Genomic DNA, 21,571 nt, shown 5'->3' with positions numbered 1-21,571 from the left:
CCTGACGAAAATAGCTAAAAAAAACTAGTTGCCGGTTACCGGGTGCCGGTTACCCGACTGAAATAATTGACTGCTTGACTATTGGCGGAAATGCTGGACCTTAATGCCTGGCAACCGGGAACAGGCGACCTGTATAAACGAAAATTCCTCCATTGACATGGAGGAATTTCTTTAACCCTTAAAACAACCAACATGAAAAAAAATCTCGGTTGAATAATTATTAACAGGGTTCAATATCTATTTGTTCAATGATGTTCAGAAAAGAATACATTAAAATCCTATTAAAGGACGCAGGGCTTCTGGCAATTGCATTTTGCGTTAAGCGTTTAGCTTAGCCCAACGCAATTTCCAACACCTGCTGCATGGTCTTTACATAGTGAAAGGTTAAGCCCTTGATAAATGCGGTATCAATTTCTTTAATGTCGCGTTCATTCTGCCAGCAAAGAACAATTTCTTTTAAACCGGCGCGGCGGGCTGCCAAAACTTTCTCTTTAATACCCCCTACCGGCAACACCTGACCGCGCAGGGTGATCTCACCCGTCATAGCCAGATATGGTTTTACCCGTTTACCGGTTAACGCCGATGCAATGGAGGTCATGATAGTGATACCTGCACTGGGACCATCTTTCGGTACCGCGCCTTCGGGCACGTGCACATGAATACTTTTCTTCTCAAACAAACTATTATCAATGCCTACCTTTTTAGCATTGGATTGCAGGTAAGTTAACGCGGTAGTAGCGCTTTCCTTCATCACATTGCCCAGGTTACCGGTCAGTTTCAGATCGCCTTTGCCATCGCTCAGGCTGGTTTCCATAAACAGAATATCACCGCCTACATACGTCCAGGCCAATCCTATAGACACACCGGGAATGTTGGCTACCTTATATATTTCGTTGTTATATTTTGGCTTGCCCAGGATCTTCTCTATATCGCGTTCGGTTAACGTGCTTTTTACCTGCTCTTTTATTGCATATTCTTTTGCTTCATACCGCATGATGGAAGCCAGGTAACGGTCCAGCTCACGTACGCCACTTTCCCGGGTATAATCCTGAATGATCTTTTGCAATACGGTATCGCCTATTTTAAAATCTAACTTCTTCAACCCATGCGCTTCTTTTTGCTTGGGCACCAGGTGCCTTTTCGCGATCTGCACTTTTTCTTCCACCGCATACCCGCTCAGGTTAATGATCTCGAGCCGGTCGCGCAATGCAGGTTGAATGTTATTGATATCATTCGCCGTAGCAATGAACAATACCTTGCTAAGGTCATATTCCAGTTCGAGGTAATTATCGTAAAAGGAGTTGTTTTGCTCTGGGTCAAGCACTTCGAGCAGGGCTGAGGACGGGTCGCCCCGGAAATCGTTCCCTACTTTATCAATTTCATCGAGAATGAGGACGGGGTTCGATGATTTGAGTTTGCGGATCATTTGAACGATACGGCCGGGCATGGCACCGATATAGGTTTTACGGTGACCGCGAATTTCACTTTCATCGTGCAAACCGCCCAGGCTCACACGGCCGTATTTACGTTGAATAGCCGTTGCAATGCTGCGGCCCAGAGAGGTTTTACCAATACCCGGAGGGCCTACAAAGCAAAGAATGGGGCTTTTCATATCACCCTTCAACTTCAGTACGGCCAGGTATTCGAGCAGGCGTTCTTTTACTTTTTCCATACCGTAATGGTCATGGTCGAGCACCTTTTTCGCTTTCTTCAGATCGTACTGGTCCTCTGTACATTCCTGCCAGGGCAGGTCGAGCATGAGGTCGAGGTGATTGTACACCACAGAGTAATCGGGCGTGCTGGGGTGCATACGCTCCAGCTTTTCAATCCCCTTTTTAAACATTTCTTTGGCAGATTCGGGCCATTTCTTGGCTTCCGCCCTCTTCTGCATTTCCTTTATTTCGCGCTCGTTGGTATCGCCGCCCAGCTCTTCCTTGATACTCTTCATTTGCTGTTGCAGAAAATACTCGCGCTGTTGTTTATCGAGCTCGGTCTTGGTTTTGGTAGTAACCTTATTCTTTAGCTCGGCAAACTGCAATTCGCGTTGCAGCAGTTTCATTAACAGATCGGCCCGGGTTTCGATATTATTCAATTCCAGCAGCTTCTGCTTTTCTACCAGGTCAGTATTTAAATTGCTGGATATGAAATGAATAAGAAAGGACGGGTTTTCAATATTGCGTAAAATGATGGAAGCTTCGGAAGGAATATTGGGCGAAAGCTGAATGATTTGCCCGGCCAGTTCCTTGATATTCGCTACATAGGCATTAAAATCTTCGTTCTTGGGAGCTTCATCTTCTTCCAGCAATTCTACCCGGGCTTTGAAATAAGGCTCTTCGGTGGTGATCGCAGAGACCTTGAACCGGCGTTTACCCTGAATGATAACGGTGGTGCCGCCATCAGGCATTTTGATCATTTTAATGATCTTGGCAACGGTTCCAATATCTTCCAGGTCGGTAATGGCAGGATCTTCTACATTACTGTCTTTTTGCGCTATAACGCCAACCAGTTTGTCAGCTTTATAGGCGTCATTTACGGCTTTTATGCTTTTATCGCGCCCCACGGTTATAGGCAGAACTACACCAGGGAACAATACAGTATTCCGCAATGGCAACAAGGCCAATTCCGACGGAATGACTATATCGGCGCTGTTATCTCCTTCATTCTCATTGAGAGGGATAATAGGAATAAAGTCCATTTCATCTTCTGGCGTGAATAATATTTTCGCTTCTTTCATCTGTGATTATTAATTTTTTTAGGCCAGATGGCTCTTACCATGAATGAATTTTCATTGCCAGGGGCATAATGAAAATTTGTTCATGGAACGAATCTTTCTAAGTTTATCTGTGACAAAATAACATACTCTTGCTTAAAATACCATGAATTGAAGGCAATTGCCATATATGTCAAGTTTAATGCCAGTGCAATAAAGGCATAAGAATCAACCCGATTGGTGCTTATTTTGACAGGAAATCACGACAACCTGGTTTAATACAATGGATATGGGGTTTATGACAAGAAAAGTGAAGTTAGTTATAGGTATAATAATTACGGTTGTAGTTGCCAGTTACTTCAGTTACCGGTTACCAGGTACCAGTTACCGGGGTTCAAATTAATTACAGGTTGATTATGGGCAAACAGCATATGCTCTAAGAGCCCGGGAACCGGAAACCGGTGACTAATTCAAAAATGAACCATACTTAAGAGATGCTTCACCCATAAACCTTCACTGCCTTAAAATAAAAAAAAGCTCCTTTCGGGAGCTTGCTAGATCATAATAGCTTTATATGAATTACCATTTATCAACTTCTTCACCAGCATCAGCGGCTGAACCAGCACCATTGCTCGAAGCGGTGTTTACCTGTAAAGCCGGGGTTGGAGCAACAGCTTCAGCGGCAATATCATCGATATCGTTTTCTGCAACTTGATCGTGGTTATAGGCGTCAAAATCAAAATTGGGCATCAATTCAGTCTTAACATAATCTACCGCTTCAGTCAATGCCTTTAAGAATTTGTTGAAATCTTCCTTGTACAAGAAGATCTTGTGCCTGTCGTACCCGTTTTCGTTGAATTTTTTGCGGCTTTCCGTAATGGTAATGTAGTAGTCATTTCCACGGGTAGCCCTCACATCAAAGAAGTAGGTTCTTCTTTTCCCAGCTCTTATGCGTTTGCTATAAACGCTTTCCATACGTTTGTCGTTGTTTTCGTACGCCACAGTCATTTAAGTTTTGCAGTTAACAATTATCAAATTTTCACAAAAAAAAGCGTTACAAATATAATATTGTTTTAGAATCAACAAAATTTCATTAGCATTTTACGAAGTAATTTCCCTTAATTATCCCCATTTGTGACTCGATTTAGCTTTCTTCCCGCTCCTGCTGAAGCTGTTGTTCGTATAAATACGCATAATAACCATTCAATGATAATAATTCGTTATGTGTTCCGGTCTCAACAATCTTGCCTTCATCGAGCACAACAATGGTGTCAAAATCAAAAAGGGTGAATATGCGATGGGTAATTATGATCGCGGTTTTATGTTGAAGATATATACTTAAGTTACCGAGGATCTCCTTTTCGGTGCGGGCGTCAACGGCGCTCAGGCAATCGTCGAACACCACGATCTGCGGGTCTTTGGCCAGCGCGCGGGCAATGGAAATACGTTGCTTTTGTCCGCCGCTAAGCGTAACACCCCGCTCCCCTACCATGGTGTCGTATCTGTCGTGAAAACCTTCTATTTCTCTTTCCACACTGGCATAACGGGCCGCCCTGGTTACAGTTTCTGAATTGGTATTCCCGCCCGGGCTAAACAGGATGTTATTATTAATGGTATCGCTGAACAGGAAAACGTCTTGCGGCACATAGCTGATCTGGCGGCGCAGTTCCTGCAGGTCCATTTGACGCAGGTCGGTGCCATCGATGCTGATATTACCCACCGAAGGATCGTACATGCGTAATAACAATTGCGCAATGGTGGTTTTACCACTGCCGGTATGACCGATGATGGCAATCTTCTGCCCTTTCTTAATATGCAGGTTGAAATGCGTCAACGCCTGAATTCCGGTATTGGGGTAAACAAAATCAACATTATCAAAAACAATGCTGCCCTGCAAAGCAGGCTTAATGGGGTTGGGCGGATTAACAATAACCGGATCGGTATGCAGGAATTCGTTAATGCGCTTTTGCGAAGCGGCCGCACGTTGTATCATGCTGGCCGTCCACCCGATAGCGCCAACCGGGAAGGTGAGCATATTAATATACATCACAAACTCGGCAATGGTGCTCATACCAATTTTATGCTCGCCGTAAATGGCGTAAATGCCGCCTATCATGATGGTAAGCAAGGTACTAAGACCAATGAGCAAGGTCATGGAAGGAAAATACAGCGCTTCCGTTTTGGCCAGCGCAATGGCGTTGGTCTTATATTCCTCGCTGTTCTTATCAAAGAATTCGAACATGGCCTTTTCCTGCACAAACGACTTGATTACCCTGATACCGGAATACGATTCCTGGGCATTGGTAGTAAGATCACTTAATAATGCCTGGATCCGTTCACTCTTTTTATTAATAATAGTATTTACTACATATATAGTTACGGCCAAAATGGGTAATGGCGCTAACACGTACAGGGTGAGCAGCGCATCTTTCTTTACCATATAATAAACCGACAGTGAGATCAACGACACCAGGTTAATAAAATACATAATGGCCGGACCGGTGAACATTCTTACCCGGCTTACGTCTTCAGCCATGCGGTTCATGAGGTCGCCGGTACTGTGGGTTTTATAAAAATTGGTATCGAGGGTAAGGTATTGTTTAAAGATGGCGTTCTTTTGATCGTACTCAATATGGCGGCTCATGACAATGATTGTCTGCCGCATAAGGAACATAAAAATGCCGCGGATGAGTGCCAGCACCAGGATGGTGATACCGCAAAGAGCGATCACGGAAATGGTCCTGTTTTGTTCGGCAAAATGAATGAACTGGTTCACCAGCCAGTCGTATTGAACGGCCGACTTCTTAGGTTCAATGCCAAAAGCCCGTTGCACCACATCGAACACATAGCCGGTGACCTGGGGGGCCAGTACGGCGAAGTAGTTGGAAATAATGATAAAGAGAATACCTAAACACAACCGGTACCGGTATTTCCAGAAATACTGATTAAGCGCTTTTAGATGTTTCAACCGCAGGAATTTGAGTGGCGAAGTTAAGTTAGAAAAGTTAACAGGCTCACAGGTACACAAGGTAATCCTCAGGCTCAGCCCACTAATTATTTGTTAACTTGTCAACCTATTAACTTGTTAACCTGTCAACTTTTTTCATCAGCATCCATCTTTGGCAGGTGTTCCCCTGCAACTTCTTCATTTTTAACAGCATCTTCATCCGGCAACTGATTGAGCGGCCCTGCTTCATCCTTTTTCTTGTCTCTTTTCTCCCCTTCTTCGCGTACAACATCGAAATTATTTCCAATACTGGTTTCAAACTCGCTATGGACCTGATCATTCAGGTCTGCCTTTTGGGTTTTATTTTTTTGCATGTATATGCTACGTTCAAAATTTATACCTGGCCATCTGGCTGAAATCCTCCACAAATAGCCGGGCCATTCACGCGGCATATTTGTTGAACGATTTTATAAGGTTTTTTTGGGATACCAAACATGGCAAAGCCATCGCATTTTTAAAAATGATTGCCGGGGCAGCAACCGGTAAAACAATGGATGATTCCATTGAAGGGAAATTGAAAATGTAACGATGCCATTTCAACCAAATAAAAAGGCCCACTGAACAATGTTCTATAGGCCTTTTTACAATTTATTCAGCACTGGCTGTTTTGTGCAAAAATTATTTCGAACTAGTCTTCAGTTTATCATTTTCAGCCAGCAATTCATTCAGCTTTTTTTCCAAAAGCGCCAGCTTTTCATTTTGCGCCTCCTGCTTTTTGTTTTGTTCTTCCAGTCTTTTATCCTGCTCGATGGCATACAAGGTCAGTTCCTCAATTTTTTTTAAAAGAACAGCCTGGTTATCGCCCAGATCCAAACCGTTTTTCTCCACTTCCGTAGCAGAAGGAACTTCGGGCAGGTGATGATTTTTTTTGATATATTGTTCCAATTCGCTCAATGGTCGCAAACTATATGTACTATGAAATACATAATCAGGCCAGGGAGTAGCTGCTGCTTTTACTTTTACCAAAGTAAAAATAGCAGATCCATTCACCGCCAGCTTGTAAGTTTTGGGATCACTGGTCCCAATACCAACACTACCATTTCCCAGGATCTTCATAAGTTCTGTATAAGTACCGTTACTTTCAAGGCGTTTGCCAAAGGAAATGCATCCATTTGTATTATCGCTGGTACTGGTAAACACAGATAATTCACGACCGGTAGTACCAGGAGCCATATCTACACCAAAACCTGCCTGCACACTTCCTGCGCCATTATCATAAACAAGAATTTTTTTACCGGCTCCATTTGCGCCAAGGCTTAACCTTGCCTGGGGGAGAAAAGTACCAAAACCCACAAAACCCGATTCATCCAGCACTATAGAACTATTAGGTGCATCCATATCGAATATTAATGGATTTGATAACCATCCATCGTCTGGACCAAGAGCAGGATTACTCACATCATACAATCCGAACCGCAGGGAATTTGTGCCCATACCACTGGCTCCATCCGATCCGAAATGCATGCCCAACGATCTTGAACTGTTATTTTGCAGGGTAAGGCCGGAAAACGGCTTATAGGACCAAAGCCTGGTCGTAAATACATGGGCAGAAGTAAAAACGTCTAACTTGTTTTTAGGAGAAGAGTTGCCTATACCGGCTGTATAGGATGTATAAGCACAACCGTTACTCATACCCCATTGCGCCTGTACAGTTTGAAAAGTAATTACAGAGAAAGCGGCTATTGATAAGCGCGTAAATAATCTCATATTAGTAGTGTTGGTTTGTTTAATAGGGACGAATGTAAATAACCCGACATGCATTTATAAAACAATTTGATAAATGTGCAATTTTGGCAATAAGTGTGTTAATTAAGGCAATAAGTGTGTAGATAAAAATCAACGCCGGGACTCCAATTTCTACCAGATCGCTGGCATGCCGTTTATACAACCGCTCATTATATATTGCATTTACAATAAGGGAAACGCCCTTTGGTAAAACATTTGGCCATGGGGGTAATAACGGCGATTTCAAATGCAAGTTTGAAGTAAATAAAGACCTGAAAATGGGGTACGCGCTTTTTACCAACTCCAGTACTTCCGATGCCTTGCTGGAGAACCTACGTAAATTTTTAGTGGAGGGAAAAGATAAGCCTTAACACACAACCAAATCACGTTCATTTTAATCAGGCAGCCAATTGGCTAAAAAGTCGTTTGGTTGCCTGATCGCATTAAAAATGGGTTCATTCAAAAAATTTGATAAATTTTTAGGCCAGAACGTGTGACCGCAAGCTTATAAACCAGAATGGGCAGCTTTTTTTTAGTTACTGTAATTTACTATACTTTGTAGCCGATTAACTGACCTGGATGCCAACCAACAGCCACGCATATGCAACATTTGAAGCCCTCTTCAGGGCACATTACAATGCATTGGCCAATTATGCTTATTCCATTTTAAAGAACCGGCAGAATGCGGAGGATGTAGTGCAGGATGTATTTATCAAATTATGGAAAAATCAACCCGAAGTAATTAATACCAGCCAGGTAAGATTTTATTTACTTACCGCTACCAAAAATGGCTGTATTTCATTATTACGCAAACAGGCCGGCCAGGTTACCACAGACCCCGATGAGCTGCAACTGGCTGCAGTACCCGACACCTCGCAGGAAGATAAAGACGAAATAAAAAAACTTGTTAATAAAGCGCTGGCCTTATTGCCACCGCAATGCCTGGTCATATTCAAACTTAGCCGGTTTGGCGGCTTAACCTACCAGCAAATTGCCAGTGAATTGGGATTGTCGGTTAAAACCGTTGAGAACCAGATGGGCAAGGCCCTGCGCATTTTGCGGGATTATGCAAGGCAGAACAACATACCGTATATCGTTTTATTGTACCTGATATACGGAACTTAAAAAAATTTCTGTACCGGATAGGGGTTTTAAAAATCCGCTGCGTCTCTTCATCAATAACAGTCGGTTATTTAAAAACTTAAAAGGTACAATTATGAAAAAATTACAGACTATTACAATTTGTGTATCATTGATTATGATGGTGGCATGCGAGCGGGAAGATTCATTACAACCAAACACAAACAAGGCCTTATTGCTGGGAAAATGGCAACTTGAAAAAACCATTGACGAATTTTACCAGCCGGTGAATGTTTTAAAGGCGCATGAAGAAACACCGGGTGAACCGGGCGATTCGGTCGTCTTTAAAAATGATAACCAGGTGTATTCTTACCAAACCGTGGCAACGGGTGTAGATGAAGAAGTATATGATTATGAATGGGTAACCGATTCTATTATAAAAGTTGATGGTGAGCGTTATACCATCAGGAAACTGACCACTACTACGCTGGTCTTGTACAAAGAAGAAACAGATAACAACGGAAGAGATGTTGAAATTGGAATTTTTATGCGGTAAGCAATAGCTGGTACAAGGTTCAGGTTGGGTCGTCTTCATGGTTATAATCACCGGCTACCAAATTTTCAGGTATGAGTGAAGACATATATAATCTGCTGGCCAAACATTTCAGCGGTCATGTAACCGAAGCTGAAGCCGCGGCAATACAGCAATGGCGCAACGCCAGTGAGGACAATCAAAACGATTACCGGTTACTGCAAAAGCTATGGCTTGAAACAGGTGAACCGGAAGAAATCGAATTTGATACCGAAGGCGCGCTTCAATCGGTGGCATTGCAACTGCAGCCACCGGCCAGGGGCCTAACGCGGGTGTTCACATTGGGCCGAATAGCAGCCATTGCCGCCTGCCTGGTAATTGTATTGCTTATTTGGTGGATGACCGGTCCTGAAAATAGTATGCAAACCATAGTAGCAGATGTTGCCGTTAAAACCATACAACTGGAAGATGGTAGCCAGGTATCCCTGCGCAAAGGGGCCACGCTGCAATACCCGGCGCATTTCAGTAAAAATAAACGTGAGGTGATCCTGACCGGGGAAGCATTTTTTGATGTAATGCATAATACAACCCAACCGTTTATTATTACGGCCGATGTTACCAGCGTAACAGTGGTAGGAACCAGTTTTTCGGTTATTTCAGGCAGTGACTCCGTGCAACTGATCGTAAAAACAGGTTTGGTACGGTTCAATGCCTTACGCGATACGAGCAACAAAGTATATGTAGGCGCAGGTGAAAGAGCGGTATTTATCCAGGACCGTTTACAGAAACAGGTAAATACTGATGAGAATTTCAATGCCTGGCATTCGAAACAACTGGTGTTTAAAAATACACCACTGCAACAGGTAGCGGCTGCCCTGAGTAACTATTACAATGTGCATATTGAATTGGCCAAGCAGGATTCAGCACAAATAGCCAATACCACGGTAACCGTAACATTCAACAACCAGCCCTTGACGACAGTACTAAGAGACCTATCGCTTATTACATCTTACCAGATTAAAAAAACAGATAACCAGCATTACAAAATTAGTGTGCGTTAAAGCGGCTGCACAACCGGGAGCCTTTTACCGCATCACTATAAAAAATAGCAACATGCGGCTATTCATTCTGTTACTCGTATTTAATACTGCCTGTTATGGGCAATCCATGCTCAAAATACAGGTTTCACTCCAACAAAAGAGTGGAACCACCGGAGAATTATTAACCGCTCTTAACCGCCAGCCCGGCGTATTGATCAGCTATAGCTCGTCGGTAGTGGAATTGACGAAGCCCGTACAATTGACCGGCCGTGAAAAAACAGTGGAAGACGTGCTTATTGCCATTTGTAAAAAGCAACCCATAAAATACCTGGAACAGCCAGACAAGATCGTTTTGATAGCCACCATAATTGCCAAACCTAAACATACCATCAGCGGTTATGTTACCGACAAAAAGAACGGCGAACGGCTAATTGGCGCCTCTATTTCAATACCCGCTGCAGGCCTGGGCACTACCAGTAATACCTATGGCTTTTTTTCAATAACCCTTGAACAGGATACGGTGAGTTTACTGGTATCATATACCGGTTATACACCCTGGGTTCAACCCATCATATTAACATCAGACATTTTGCTGAACGTTGAAATGGAGTTGCCTTCTATAATGAATGAACTGGTGATTGTACAGGCAACCGCAAAAAAAAATACCCCGGGCCAATCCATCTCCGGCACACTGAATATTTCACCGCGTTTTATAAAATCAGTACCTGCAATTCTGAGCGAATCAGATGTGTTAAAAACCATTCAATTGCTGCCGGGTATTCAGGCAGGGAATGAAGGCTCCAGCGGCTTGTATGTACGAGGCGGCAGCCCCGATCAAAACCTGATCCTGCTCGATGGGGTCCCTGTGTACAACACAGCCCATGCCTTTGGATTGTTCAGCATTTTCAATGCAGATGCGGTCAATAATGTAGAAGTGCTCAAAAGTGGGTTTCCTTCCAGCTACGGTGGCCGTTTGTCGTCTGTGGTGGATGTACATATGAAAGAGGGCGATAAATACCAGTATCATGGAGAAGGCGGTATCGGGATCATTTTTTCCAAATTCACCCTGGAAGGGCCAATACAAAAAGGGAAATCCTCCTTTATGGTTTCCGCCCGCAGAACCTATGCTGATCTGATCTTACGCCTGCTTCAATCAAGGGAAGAAGACGGCACCATAAGGCTAACGCCATTTTTTACCGATGTAAACGCCAAAGCCAATTTTAAGGCCGGGCCAAATGACCATATTTACCTGAGTTGTTACATGGGACAGGATAAACTTACGGGCAAAGAAAATTATGTATATCAAAATGATACAAGCAGGTCTGAATACAGCCACATTGAAGGTTTTTCATGGGGAAATATTACCGGCATGCTACGCTGGAACCATATACTGAATAAAAAAACATTCTCCAATATTACAGCTACCTACAGCCGGTATAAGTTCAAAACAGGAACCTGGGGAGAAGAACGAACAGATAACCCGCCATTTTATTACCAGGAAAGTCATAACTATTTTTCCTCCATCCGCGACTGGGGCATACGGGCCAATATTGATTATCTCCCCTCCCCTAACCATTTTATAAAAGCCGGCGGCTCGGTAACCTTCCACCAATATCATCCTTCAAACAATAAGTTTTACAAGGAAACTGACCAGGTTGAATTTGATGAACACATTGATCATGCAGCCACCGCCTCCCGGGAATACGATGCTTATGTAGAAGATGACATCCGGTTACTGCTCAATATGAAAACCAATATTGGTTTACGTTTAAGCCTTTTTGATACACGCAACAAATTATTTACGGCTTTGCAACCACGATTTAACTGGCTGTATCAACCGCATACGAAATGGACCTTTTCTGCCTCGTACAGCGAAATGAACCAGTTCATACATTTAATATCCAACAGCAGCCTCGGCCTGCCTACAGACCTTTGGCTGCCAGTTACCAGCAGGGTACCTCCGCAAACAGCACGGCAGGTAAGCGCAGGTATTTCATACAATTGCAGCCAATCGATTGCCCTGTCAATGGAAACTTATTACAAAAGGCTCAATAATGTTATTGACTACATCGACCAGACCGTTTTTTTCAATGCATATGATAACTGGGAAGATAAAGTGATCACCGGAAAAGGTAAGACTTACGGCATAGAATGTTCGCTGCAAAAAACAAAAGGGAAGCTCACTGGTATTGTCAGCTATACCCTCAGCAAGAGCACCCGGCAGTTTGAAGCCATTAACCATGGCAAGCCTTTCCCGTTTTTATTCGATCGCCGGCATGAAATAAAAATGGCCGCTATATGGAAGCAATCACCACGGTTTGAAGCAGGCGCCAACTGGTTGTTTTCATCGGGCCGGCCCGTTACTTTACCAGTAGACAGTTATCTGGATCCTTTTACCAACGAATGGGTGGATGTATATTCCGGTCGCAACGATGCCCGTTTGCCTAGCTACCACCGGTTAGATGTGTCGATTAAATTCATAAAGCATAAGAAACATTATACCAGAACATGGCTCATCAGCATTTACAATGCATACAACCAGTTCAATACTTTTTATTTCGATGAAATTATTAGAAACAACAACAACCAGGTTACTGTAAAAGCCATTTCCCTTTTTCCAATTATACCTTCAATAAGCTACCAGTTTAAATTTTAGTGTATGGAAAGGCAATTAAAATATTATAGCATAACGAGATTTATAATCTTTTTAATATTCCTGTTCTCTTGCAGGAAAGACATTAACATTTCACTGTTGCGCAAACCACAACTGGTGTTACATGGTTATGTAGCAGTTGGCGAACCATTTACAGTTACTATTTCCCGGCCAACCGATCCTGCTATACCAGATTCCCTGCTGCCCCTGAAGAATGCGTGGGTAACGTTGAATGAGAACGGTGTATTTAAAGACAGTCTCCTGTTCAATGCGCAGCAAAAAAAATATGTTTCCCGCTCGGCCAAAGCAGAATATGGTAAAACGTATACCATTCTTGCAGGCGCTCATGGCTACCCTGCAGCAGAAGCCGTGGCCACCGCACCGGAACCGGTACCTACAGTTGCTATTGAACATAAAGTGAAATCCCGGATTACCGATTATGGAGAATTTCTGGATGATGTGACATTCAGTATTCAAGACCCGGCCGGAGTAAACAATTATTACATCGCCGCTTTGTATCCAAGCGATCATTTTTATCCCCGCCTTTTCTGCGTATATTCTACCGACCCCGTCATCGATCGACCTAATGCAGAAGTTTTGCCTTCAAGTATAAATATTTGCATTAATGCAAAAGGCATTCTGTTCAATGATCAGTCATTCAATGGCTCATTAAAGAAGATCACGATCAGCGCCTGGCCCAAGGCATTGGAAACTATTAAAGACAGTACGGGCGTATATAAACCGTACTTAAAAAAATATACGATCAGCAAGGATTTTTATAAATACTTCAAGCATATAAGTAGCCAGGATTTTGAACTGGGTATCCCCTATTCATATATCCCGGCTATAGATATTGGTAATGTAACCAATGGGTATGGACTTTTTACGATATATTCGGTAACTACCGATTCGCTGCCTTAGGTCAGCACCTAATCTGCATACGCTTGCGCATAATAGATATAAAATTCATTTTTTAACGCATCGTATTTCAGGCATTTCCAATTATTGTACACACTACTGGTGCTAATACAAAGTGAGTTTTTTAAACTGGTTTTAGCGACCTGCTTCAACAAACAGCCATCAGCTATCACGAAAGTTTCGTCTTTCGCGAGGTCGGCTATCTTACAGGGTGAAGATTCGAGATAACTTTCAGGTTTCTTTATAAGGTACTCCATCAGATAATTTATCTCCTCGCCTAATCCATAATCCAGGTCGGCGCCGTAATTACATTCAGCCGATTTCAGCCGGTCTTTAATTTTCAGGTCCCTGTATAATTCGTAATACTTATTCGTAAGATCATTATACACTAAAATCAAAATGCGCTGGCGTGCCTTATCATAGGCGATAAAGGCATGATCATCCTTTGCATTTTGAAACAGGTCTCCTTTGGCAAAGGATAATAGTTCATATGTGCTGTTGCTCCTGAAATATTTCTGGTGCCTTTCATTCAGCGTAGGTATTAATTTGGAATGTATAGCCAGAAAAACACGGTTATCAGAAAGTTGTTTCAATTTTTCTTTATGCTGATCAATGTCAGCATATTGTGGATAGTCGTAAGTTGAGATTTCATACCCCTTAGCTTCGTCGGCCTTAACATCTATAGTGTCACTTTTTGCGGTCGCTTTTTGCGGAATACTTTCTTTGGATACCTGGTTGGCGCCGACAACTTCCGGTTCTTGCGGTTGTTTTGAGGCGCAGGCAAAGCATGCTGTCAACAGGCAAAGGGTAATTAATTGCTTTATTGTACTTGTTGTTTTCATAGGGCTCCAAGATAGCTATTTAAGCACTTTGGGAGACAGGGGGTAAAAAGAAAAAAGGTCCTCTGTAGAAACAGTCGACCTCTAACGATTGCTTGCCATATGAAAAAAAAGATAAATCTATTTATTTTGAAACCCCGATAACCATCACTTTTTTCTTTACTTCTATTCTTCTCTTTGGTTATCTCCTTGTTTCTGATGTAAAATTACATTGCCGGCCGCCCCCATCAAAAGCATGTTTTTGCTTATTTTATGATCGCAAAGGCTCGTATAAATTGTAAAACCCTTGCCAGGCAAGGGTTTTAGCAAATTTCGACAATGGTCTCCAGCGTCTGAAAATAGTTTTTTTAGCCATTATTTAATCACTTCATTGCCCAAACACAGCTATAGCTCATCATCCCATTCCGGTGCGTCAACCAGTTTCTGCAGGCCGGAAGTACTTATTAAAAAAAGTGGGCTATTTCGGGCAATAAGTGCGGATCCGGAGAATTAAGTGTTTAAAAAACACCAGAAATTGTAAATAAGTTACAGATTCATAAAATTGTTTATAGCATATGAATTTAACCCCCCTTTTTTACTAATTTCTCCCCCTGCCTCTCCAGTTTCTCCATTATTTTACATCTTTAAATCAAAACAGTATTTAAGCAGAAGCTAACGACTGCTAAATATTGAAAAAGGCCATATAATTACTACTTCTGAGACAATCTAACCGCAATCACGCTGCAAAGACCGCGGAAGTAAAAAACCAAAAAGATTCTTTTAATAGCTACTTTTTATGAAACACGTAGGACTGGCAATTTTGTTAACACTCGGCTTAATGTCGGTTTTTGCTCAAACAACCAAACATAGTTTTGAATTGGCTGACAGTGTCTTTTTGCTCGACGGAAAACCGTTCCAGATCATTTCCGGTGAACTGCATTATCCGCGAATTCCCCGCGAGGCCTGGCGCCACCGGATGAAGATGGCGAAAAGCATGGGGTTGAACACAATTGGCACTTACATTTTCTGGAACCTGCATGAACCTAAAAAGGACGTTTTTGATTTCAACGGACAGAATGACATCGTTGAATTCGTGAAAATCGCGAAAGAGGAAGGTTTGTGGGTAATCCTTCGCCCAAGTCCGTATGTATGTGCCGAATGGGAATTTGGCGGCTACCCCTTTTGGCTGCAGAATACCAAAGGCCTGAAAGTGCGCAGCACAGAACCACAGTACCTTGAAGAATATAGAAAGTATATCCATGAAGTTGGTCGCCGACTTGCTCCCCTGCAAATAAATCACGGCGGTAATATTTTGATGATCCAGGTTGAAAATGAATATGGCAGTTACGGGAGCGATAAAGAATACCTGGAAATAAACCGGAAGATGTTCGTAGCAGCGGGCTTCGACGGTTTGTTGTACACCTGCGATCCTGCCCCGGACCTGGTAAAAGGTCATTTACCCGGCATGTTGCCTGCGGTGAACGGGTTAGACAAACCACATGAGATTCGTAAGCTCATCAATGAAAATCACAATGGCAAAGGGCCTTACTTTATTGCCGAATGGTATCCCGCCTGGTTCGACTGGTGGGGGACAAAACATCATACGGTACCTGCGAGCAAATACACCCCGGGACTGGATTCAGTTTTAGGGGCAGGCATCTCGATCAACATGTACATGTTCCATGGCGGCACCACCCGCGATTTTATGAATGGCGCCAATTACAAAGGAAATACACCTTATGAACCGCAGATAAGCAGCTATGATTACGATGCCCCGCTGGATGAAGCCGGCAATGCGACCTCTAAGTTTTTTGATTTCCGGAATGTTATACAGAAACATTTGCCGGCCGGTCAGGTGCTGCCAGAAGTAGCTCCTGCGAAACCAACGATTACTATTCCGAAAATCCAATTCAAAAAAAGCGTTGCGCTTACGGCTTTACTGCCCAAGCCCAGGACCGGCGTTACACCCATTACATTTGAGGACCTGCAACAAGCATATGGGTTTGTATTATATCGCACAACGTTGAATAACGCCACTTCTGGATTGCTTACAGTAAAAGACCTGCGCGACTACGCTGTGGTAATGATAAACGGCAAAAAAGTGGGAACGCTCGACAGATGCAAGGCGCAAGACAGCCTGGAGATAAAATTACCCAAAGGAACGGTAACGCTCGATCTGCTGGTTGAAAACCTGGGACGCATCAATTTCGGCCCTTATTTGCTCGAAAACAAAAAGGGAATTACCAAAGGCGTTTGGTTGAACGGAAAGGAATTAAAAGGATGGAAGACCTATTCTTTGCCTTTTGAAAAACAACCTTCCCTTACGGCAACAGCAAACAATACGAATGCTATTAATGCTCCTGTATTGAAAAAAGCTGATTTTATCCTGGAACAAATTGGTGATACCTACCTGGACATGAGTGCCTGGGGCAAAGGCGTGGTTTGGCTGAACGGACATAATCTTGGCAGGTACTGGAATATCGGCCCACAACAAACAATATATATACCAGCCGAGTGGTTGGTAAAAGGCAAAAACGAATTGATCGTACTCGAATTGATAAAACCTGATCAAAAGGAGTTGTCGGCATTGGAAAAACCAATACTCGATCAACTCAACAACTAGATTGAACAATACGCAGACTGTAAATACCCTGACAATAACTTTGTCGGGGTATTTCGTTACTACTATAACCTGCATCGATATATAGAAATGATATTATCCTGGCAGTGCTAATTTTAAAATGAAAAACGCCATTGGGTGCTTCAGAATAGTAGTGACCGTTTGCCTGTTTACCAGATGCCGGTCCAAATGTTACCAATAACCGCAAAGCCTGGCATGGCCGCGCATTGGTTGTAGTTAAAAGCATCCACCGGGAGACATTACGCTTAAAGGAAGTGCAGCCGGTTTACCGGATGCCTCTATTAAAATCAGGTCTGAAAAGGCGGCGGTAAAGTAGCTGGCAATTTTATCGGAGATAAAGGTATCCTTCAAATTCTTCATCCCTTCAGCAGGATCAGCAGCCCAACCATGAAAGACTAGTATTCTTTTTGCATTGAGAAAATTTATACACCATTTTCAAGCCAATTGACTGGCATGAAATTTAAAGCACTTCTATAAAGCTTGCATATGGAAACAACTACTGTTTTAGAAGGCTATAGTGACCAGGAAAAAGGCGCTTATTTAGGAGCAATGGCATCTATTGCAACTGCAGACCGGCAGGCATCCAATGAAGAGTTAGAATATATAACTGCTTTGTGCGATGCTGCGGATATTTCTGAAACACAGAAGGAAGCAGTAATAAAAGCTGCCAATGAATTGAGTGGCGAAGAGTTGAAAAAATGTCTTGACATATTAAAGAACAGTGATTTAAAATATTCATTGGTAACAGATCTGATTGCTTTTGCAAAAGCCGATAACAACTACGGCATAGAGGAACAACAACGGGTAAAAGAAACTTCCGACTATCTGGGCGTTGATCAAAATCAATTTTCCCTGCTTAATGAGTTTACAGAAAAAGCAGCCACCAATGATGTTCCCGTTGAAGAAAAAGCAAAACCTTCGTTTTTGTCGTCGCTCGGTTTATCTGAAAAAATGAAGAGTGCCGGCATCAATGCCAACAGCTTAATGAAGGGATTATTAGGTGTAGCCGGCCCTTTAATACTGGGCGGTATATTATCAGGTGCTTTGCGCAGGCGGGGCCGAAGGGGCTCCAGCATGTTTGGCAATCTGGGCGGCATGTTTGGCAACTCCGGTTTGCTGCGTGGAGCCGGATTAGGATCACTTATCGGCATGCTAAGCGGCGGAAGAGGATTCAGGAATACAGGTGGCTTATTAGGTAGAATATTGCATTGACCGCTTTTAAACCGTACAGATTTTTTCATGCTTTAAAACTTCGTTTATGACATTACGCATTTTGAAAGGAACCCTATTGCTCATTCTTTCAGCAGGACTGCTTGATCTATCATGCAAAGGGAGAGAGAAGGATAAAGATATAGATGCAACTCCCAATATAGACACGGTATCAACAGTGGATACATCAGCGCCCGTTACAACAGCTCCGGAAACTGTGACCGAAGCACAACTAAGGGATGCAACTAAGGATTTTCCCGGAGTAACAGCAACATTGAACAATGGCGAGGTAACGCTTACCGGCATTATCAGCAGAGACGATTTACCAAGATTGATGCAGTCTGTTCAGGCGCTGAACCCTAAAAAAGTTAATAATAACCTGACTTTTAAATGAGGAGGTTTTTTATGGCATTACAGGATAAATACAAAGAGCTCATAGATACCGCCAGGAATGCAGGCGTACAAAATCTACAAGTGAGCGAGCAGAATAATGTATTGCATATTACCGGCGAAGCGTCGAATGCGCAAACGAAAGATACATTATGGAATATATACAACAGGATTGATCCCGATTTCAGGGCTGGCGATCTGATCCTGGATGTAAATGCAAGCGCTTCAGCCGGCACGAAAGCAAAAGTGGTAACTGAATCATCAAACCTGAATATAAGAAAGGGGCCAGGTACTGATCAACCGGTAATTGGCAAAGCGGCACATCATGAAATAGTAACCGTTCTCAGCAAAACGAATGATCAGTGGTCATTGATCCGCACAAACAAAGGTGCGGAAGGATATGTTTATTCGCAATACCTGGCGCCGGCTTAAGATAGTTAGACATTTACAAACTGAACTGAACAGTAAAGTAACCGTTCCGCTTATCGGCCGGTATAATACCAGGGCCCGGGTATCCGTCTGCCCGGCGGGTAAAATATTTTTCATCGGCCAGGTTATTGACGCCGGTATAAAAGGTAAAGCTTCTCCATTTATAACTTAGGCTCAGGTCCATAACACTGAAAGCAGGAATAGCGCCATCCACTGCTGTTGGGGTTATTTCAGTATTTGTGGCGTCTGAATACTGTTTACCCTGGTAAGCATATTGAAACGAGATATTGAAATGCGGGTCACTCAAGCTAATGCCGCTCCTGAATACAATGGGTGGAACGTTCTCCACCAGCTTATCGGCAATGGCCGTATTCTTTGTATTGATATACCGGGCATCGATCAAAGAAAAGCTGGTATACACATTCAATTTATATTTCGAATTTGCCTTAATCGCTTTCAGGATATCGCCATCCAGCAGTATCTCAGTACCGATATTGCGGCTGTCACTTACATTGGTGCGCAAACGATAAGTCATAAAACTGGTATCGCGTGTGAAAACAGAACCGATGCGATTATTGTATTTCAAAAGAAAGACACTCACATCTGCATATAACCATCCTTTATAGTTTCCCCTGAATCCGGCATCGATATTAAAGCCATCTTCATCTTTCAGCTCAGGATCTACTTTGGCATTCGCGTTAACTACCCTTATGTCGTTAAAATTGATTGACCGGTAATTCTGAGAAATGTTGGCATAAAATTCAGTGCCGTTATTGAACTTCCAGGAACTACCAAAACCCAGCAAAACAAATGAACGCGGGTTCGATTTATCTTCCTGTATTTTCTCATCGGCTATGAAAATATTCCGCTTATAAAAATAACCATCGGCCTTTGTGTCAATATGCTCGAAACGGATGCCGGGGGTAATGCTCCAGTGCGGGGTTATTCTGAAAACATTCTCTGCAAAAAATGCCAGATTATTACCGGGAAAACGATAAGCGGAAGCATCGGGCTCTGTACCGGTAAAGTCGAAATCGGCGCCGCTGCCATCATTGCCACTACCCTGCTTGCGATCAGTCAAACCTTTATAGTACCGGGCCCCTATCAGGAAGGTGCTTTTCTTATGCAGGAATGCATAATCATGAATGAAACGTAGCTCCGATGCGTAATTGTTATATTTATCACTCAACAGATCGCGGTTACCGCCGTTATCGGGGCGGTTAATATAAGTAAGCATACCCAATGCATCCCGTCCGCCCTGTAAAGTATAATTCCGCCAGTTTAAGCGTGTGTGCTCATTGAACTGGTAATCGAGTATCAGGCTCACCAGGTTCCAGTTTACCCTGAACCAGTTCCGTGCCCTTACCGAAACCGAGGCATCTTCGTTGAACTGGTCATCGGTTAAGCCACCCGGTTGTTGCGCCAGGTATTTCATCAAGGTATATTCACCCGTGATCTTAAACCTGGGTGTAACGTTATAAGCTAAATGAATATAGGCATTATGCTGGTCGTAATGGCTGTTAGGTCGCCAGCTATCGCCTTTTTTATACTGGTAAAAGGTATAATAATTTAATTTGCCTTTGGCAATAGTACCGCCGAAGCTGTTAAAAGAATTAAAGAAGCCGAATGAGCCAACTGTTTGTCGCGTCGTAAACCGCACCCGCTCGTGCTTTGGCCCTTCCTTCATTACAAAATTTACAAGCCCGCCAAATTGCGGTCCGTATTGCAGGCTGGCCGCGCCCCGCACGATCTCAATTTTGTCCAACGCTTCTGTAGAAGGCGTATAATAACTTTCGGGATAGCCGAGCGCATCTGCACTGATATCATATCCATCCTGGCGAATATTAAAATTAGATGACCGGTTTGGACTGAGCCCACGGCCACCGATCCCCAGCTGCAAGCCACCATGATCGTATTCCCAGATATTCAATCCGGGTATCCGCGCATAGATCTGCCGGGTATTGTTGGTAGCCAGGTTGGCGTTTATATTTTTTAAATTGATCACTTCCGTTTTCTTTCCAGCATAGATCGCTGTTCCGGAAACGTCCTGCAATTTGCCTGAGATATTCTCATTCCTTCTCCCCGCAACCACTACGTTTTCCAGGCTCGTTGCCTCTGCAGGGTTCAATCGGATCCGCAGGCTTTTATTCTCACCGGTAATACGAACAGGTATTGTTTGGGTGGCATAACCAACAAACGAGATCTTCAATTCGTATACCCCCGTGTCTAATTTAGCAAACCGGAAAAACCCGTTCTCATTCGTCATCCGTTGCCCGCCTTGCGGTAATAACACTACGGTAGCCTGGTCGGCCGGTTCGTCCTGGATACTCACCGTTCCGCTGATAGTGAACGAACGTTGCCCCTTCGCCGTTATCATGCAAATCATTCCCATAACTAAAAAAAACACTTTCGCTTTCAT

Annotated in this window: 16 protein-coding genes; 9 read left to right on the top strand and 7 right to left on the bottom strand. The window is 43.2% G+C overall.

The annotated features are described in order from the left end of the window. Positions 1–331: 331 nt before the first annotated feature. The 5 genes from lon to FAM09_RS29015 all read right to left on the bottom strand — a co-directional run bounded on the left by lon (position 332) and on the right by FAM09_RS29015 (position 7,424). The gene (lon, locus tag FAM09_RS29040; RefSeq protein WP_136580678.1) at positions 332–2,734 is read right to left on the bottom strand and encodes an endopeptidase La; all 2,403 of its coding nucleotides are present in this window, start codon (positions 2,732–2,734) and stop codon (positions 332–334) included. A gap of 555 nt (positions 2,735–3,289) precedes the next feature. Next, positions 3,290–3,718 carry a DUF3276 family protein gene (locus FAM09_RS29035; RefSeq protein ID WP_136580677.1) on the bottom strand — a complete coding sequence of 143 codons (429 nt, stop codon included), beginning with the start codon at positions 3,716–3,718 and terminating at the stop codon, positions 3,290–3,292. Between the two features lie 136 nt (positions 3,719–3,854). Further along, positions 3,855–5,678, bottom strand: coding sequence for an ABC transporter ATP-binding protein (locus tag FAM09_RS29030; protein WP_136580676.1), 1,824 nt, complete (start codon positions 5,676–5,678; stop codon positions 3,855–3,857). 125 nt (positions 5,679–5,803) lie between these two features. Beyond that, positions 5,804–6,031 (bottom strand): hypothetical protein, encoded by a 228-nt coding sequence (locus tag FAM09_RS29025; protein ID WP_136580675.1) that lies wholly within the window; start codon positions 6,029–6,031, stop codon positions 5,804–5,806. Positions 6,032–6,335: 304 nt separating this feature from the next. Beyond that, a complete protein-coding gene (locus FAM09_RS29015; RefSeq protein WP_136580674.1) occupies positions 6,336–7,424 on the bottom strand; it encodes a hypothetical protein in 1,089 nt (362 codons plus the stop codon). A 597-nt stretch (positions 7,425–8,021) separates the two neighbouring features. On the opposite strand from FAM09_RS29015, the gene FAM09_RS29005 reads away from it, so the two are divergent. The 5 genes from FAM09_RS29005 to FAM09_RS28985 all read left to right on the top strand — a co-directional run bounded on the left by FAM09_RS29005 (position 8,022) and on the right by FAM09_RS28985 (position 13,668). Then, complete coding sequence (locus tag FAM09_RS29005; RefSeq protein ID WP_136580673.1) at positions 8,022–8,567, top strand: RNA polymerase sigma-70 factor; 546 nt, start codon at positions 8,022–8,024, stop codon at positions 8,565–8,567. A 91-nt stretch (positions 8,568–8,658) separates the two neighbouring features. Continuing rightward, positions 8,659–9,078 carry a hypothetical protein gene (locus FAM09_RS29000; RefSeq protein WP_136580672.1) on the top strand — a complete coding sequence of 140 codons (420 nt, stop codon included), beginning with the start codon at positions 8,659–8,661 and terminating at the stop codon, positions 9,076–9,078. A gap of 71 nt (positions 9,079–9,149) precedes the next feature. Beyond that, a complete protein-coding gene (locus tag FAM09_RS28995; RefSeq protein ID WP_136580671.1) occupies positions 9,150–10,115 on the top strand; it encodes a FecR family protein in 966 nt (321 codons plus the stop codon). A gap of 52 nt (positions 10,116–10,167) precedes the next feature. After that, positions 10,168–12,750: a TonB-dependent receptor gene (locus FAM09_RS28990; RefSeq protein WP_136580670.1), complete on the top strand. Its 2,583-nt coding sequence runs from the start codon at positions 10,168–10,170 to the stop codon at positions 12,748–12,750. Between the two features lie 3 nt (positions 12,751–12,753). Next, entirely contained in the window at positions 12,754–13,668 is a 915-nt protein-coding gene (locus tag FAM09_RS28985) for a DUF4249 family protein (protein ID WP_136580669.1), read from the top strand. A gap of 8 nt (positions 13,669–13,676) precedes the next feature. On the opposite strand, the gene FAM09_RS28980 is transcribed toward FAM09_RS28985, so the two are convergent. Beyond that, on the bottom strand, positions 13,677–14,507 hold the full coding sequence (locus FAM09_RS28980) for a hypothetical protein (RefSeq protein WP_136580668.1): 831 nt from the start codon (positions 14,505–14,507) through the stop codon (positions 13,677–13,679). 772 nt (positions 14,508–15,279) lie between these two features. On the opposite strand from FAM09_RS28980, the gene FAM09_RS28975 reads away from it, so the two are divergent. The 4 genes from FAM09_RS28975 (at position 15,280) to FAM09_RS28960 (ending at position 19,155) form a co-directional block, all read left to right on the top strand. Then, the gene (locus tag FAM09_RS28975) at positions 15,280–17,106 is read left to right on the top strand and encodes a glycoside hydrolase family 35 protein (RefSeq protein ID WP_136580667.1); all 1,827 of its coding nucleotides are present in this window, start codon (positions 15,280–15,282) and stop codon (positions 17,104–17,106) included. Positions 17,107–17,610: 504 nt separating this feature from the next. Further along, positions 17,611–18,336 carry a tellurite resistance TerB family protein gene (locus FAM09_RS28970; RefSeq protein ID WP_136580666.1) on the top strand — a complete coding sequence of 242 codons (726 nt, stop codon included), beginning with the start codon at positions 17,611–17,613 and terminating at the stop codon, positions 18,334–18,336. A 46-nt stretch (positions 18,337–18,382) separates the two neighbouring features. Beyond that, positions 18,383–18,727 carry a hypothetical protein gene (locus FAM09_RS28965; protein ID WP_136580665.1) on the top strand — a complete coding sequence of 115 codons (345 nt, stop codon included), beginning with the start codon at positions 18,383–18,385 and terminating at the stop codon, positions 18,725–18,727. Next, positions 18,724–19,155 (top strand): SH3 domain-containing protein, encoded by a 432-nt coding sequence (locus FAM09_RS28960; protein ID WP_243751802.1) that lies wholly within the window; start codon positions 18,724–18,726, stop codon positions 19,153–19,155. Before FAM09_RS28965 ends, FAM09_RS28960 begins: the two co-directional genes overlap by 4 nt. A gap of 13 nt (positions 19,156–19,168) precedes the next feature. Here FAM09_RS28960 and FAM09_RS28955 read toward each other — a convergent pair whose 3' ends face one another. Then, positions 19,169–21,571, bottom strand: a complete 2,403-nt coding sequence (locus tag FAM09_RS28955) for a TonB-dependent receptor (protein WP_136580664.1) — start codon at positions 21,569–21,571, stop codon at positions 19,169–19,171.

This window comes from Niastella caeni (assembly GCF_004834005.1).
Lineage (GTDB): Bacteria > Bacteroidota > Bacteroidia > Chitinophagales > Chitinophagaceae > Niastella > Niastella caeni.
The sequence above is the reverse complement of the archived record's forward strand: the minus strand, read 5'-3'. Positions and strand labels throughout refer to the sequence as shown.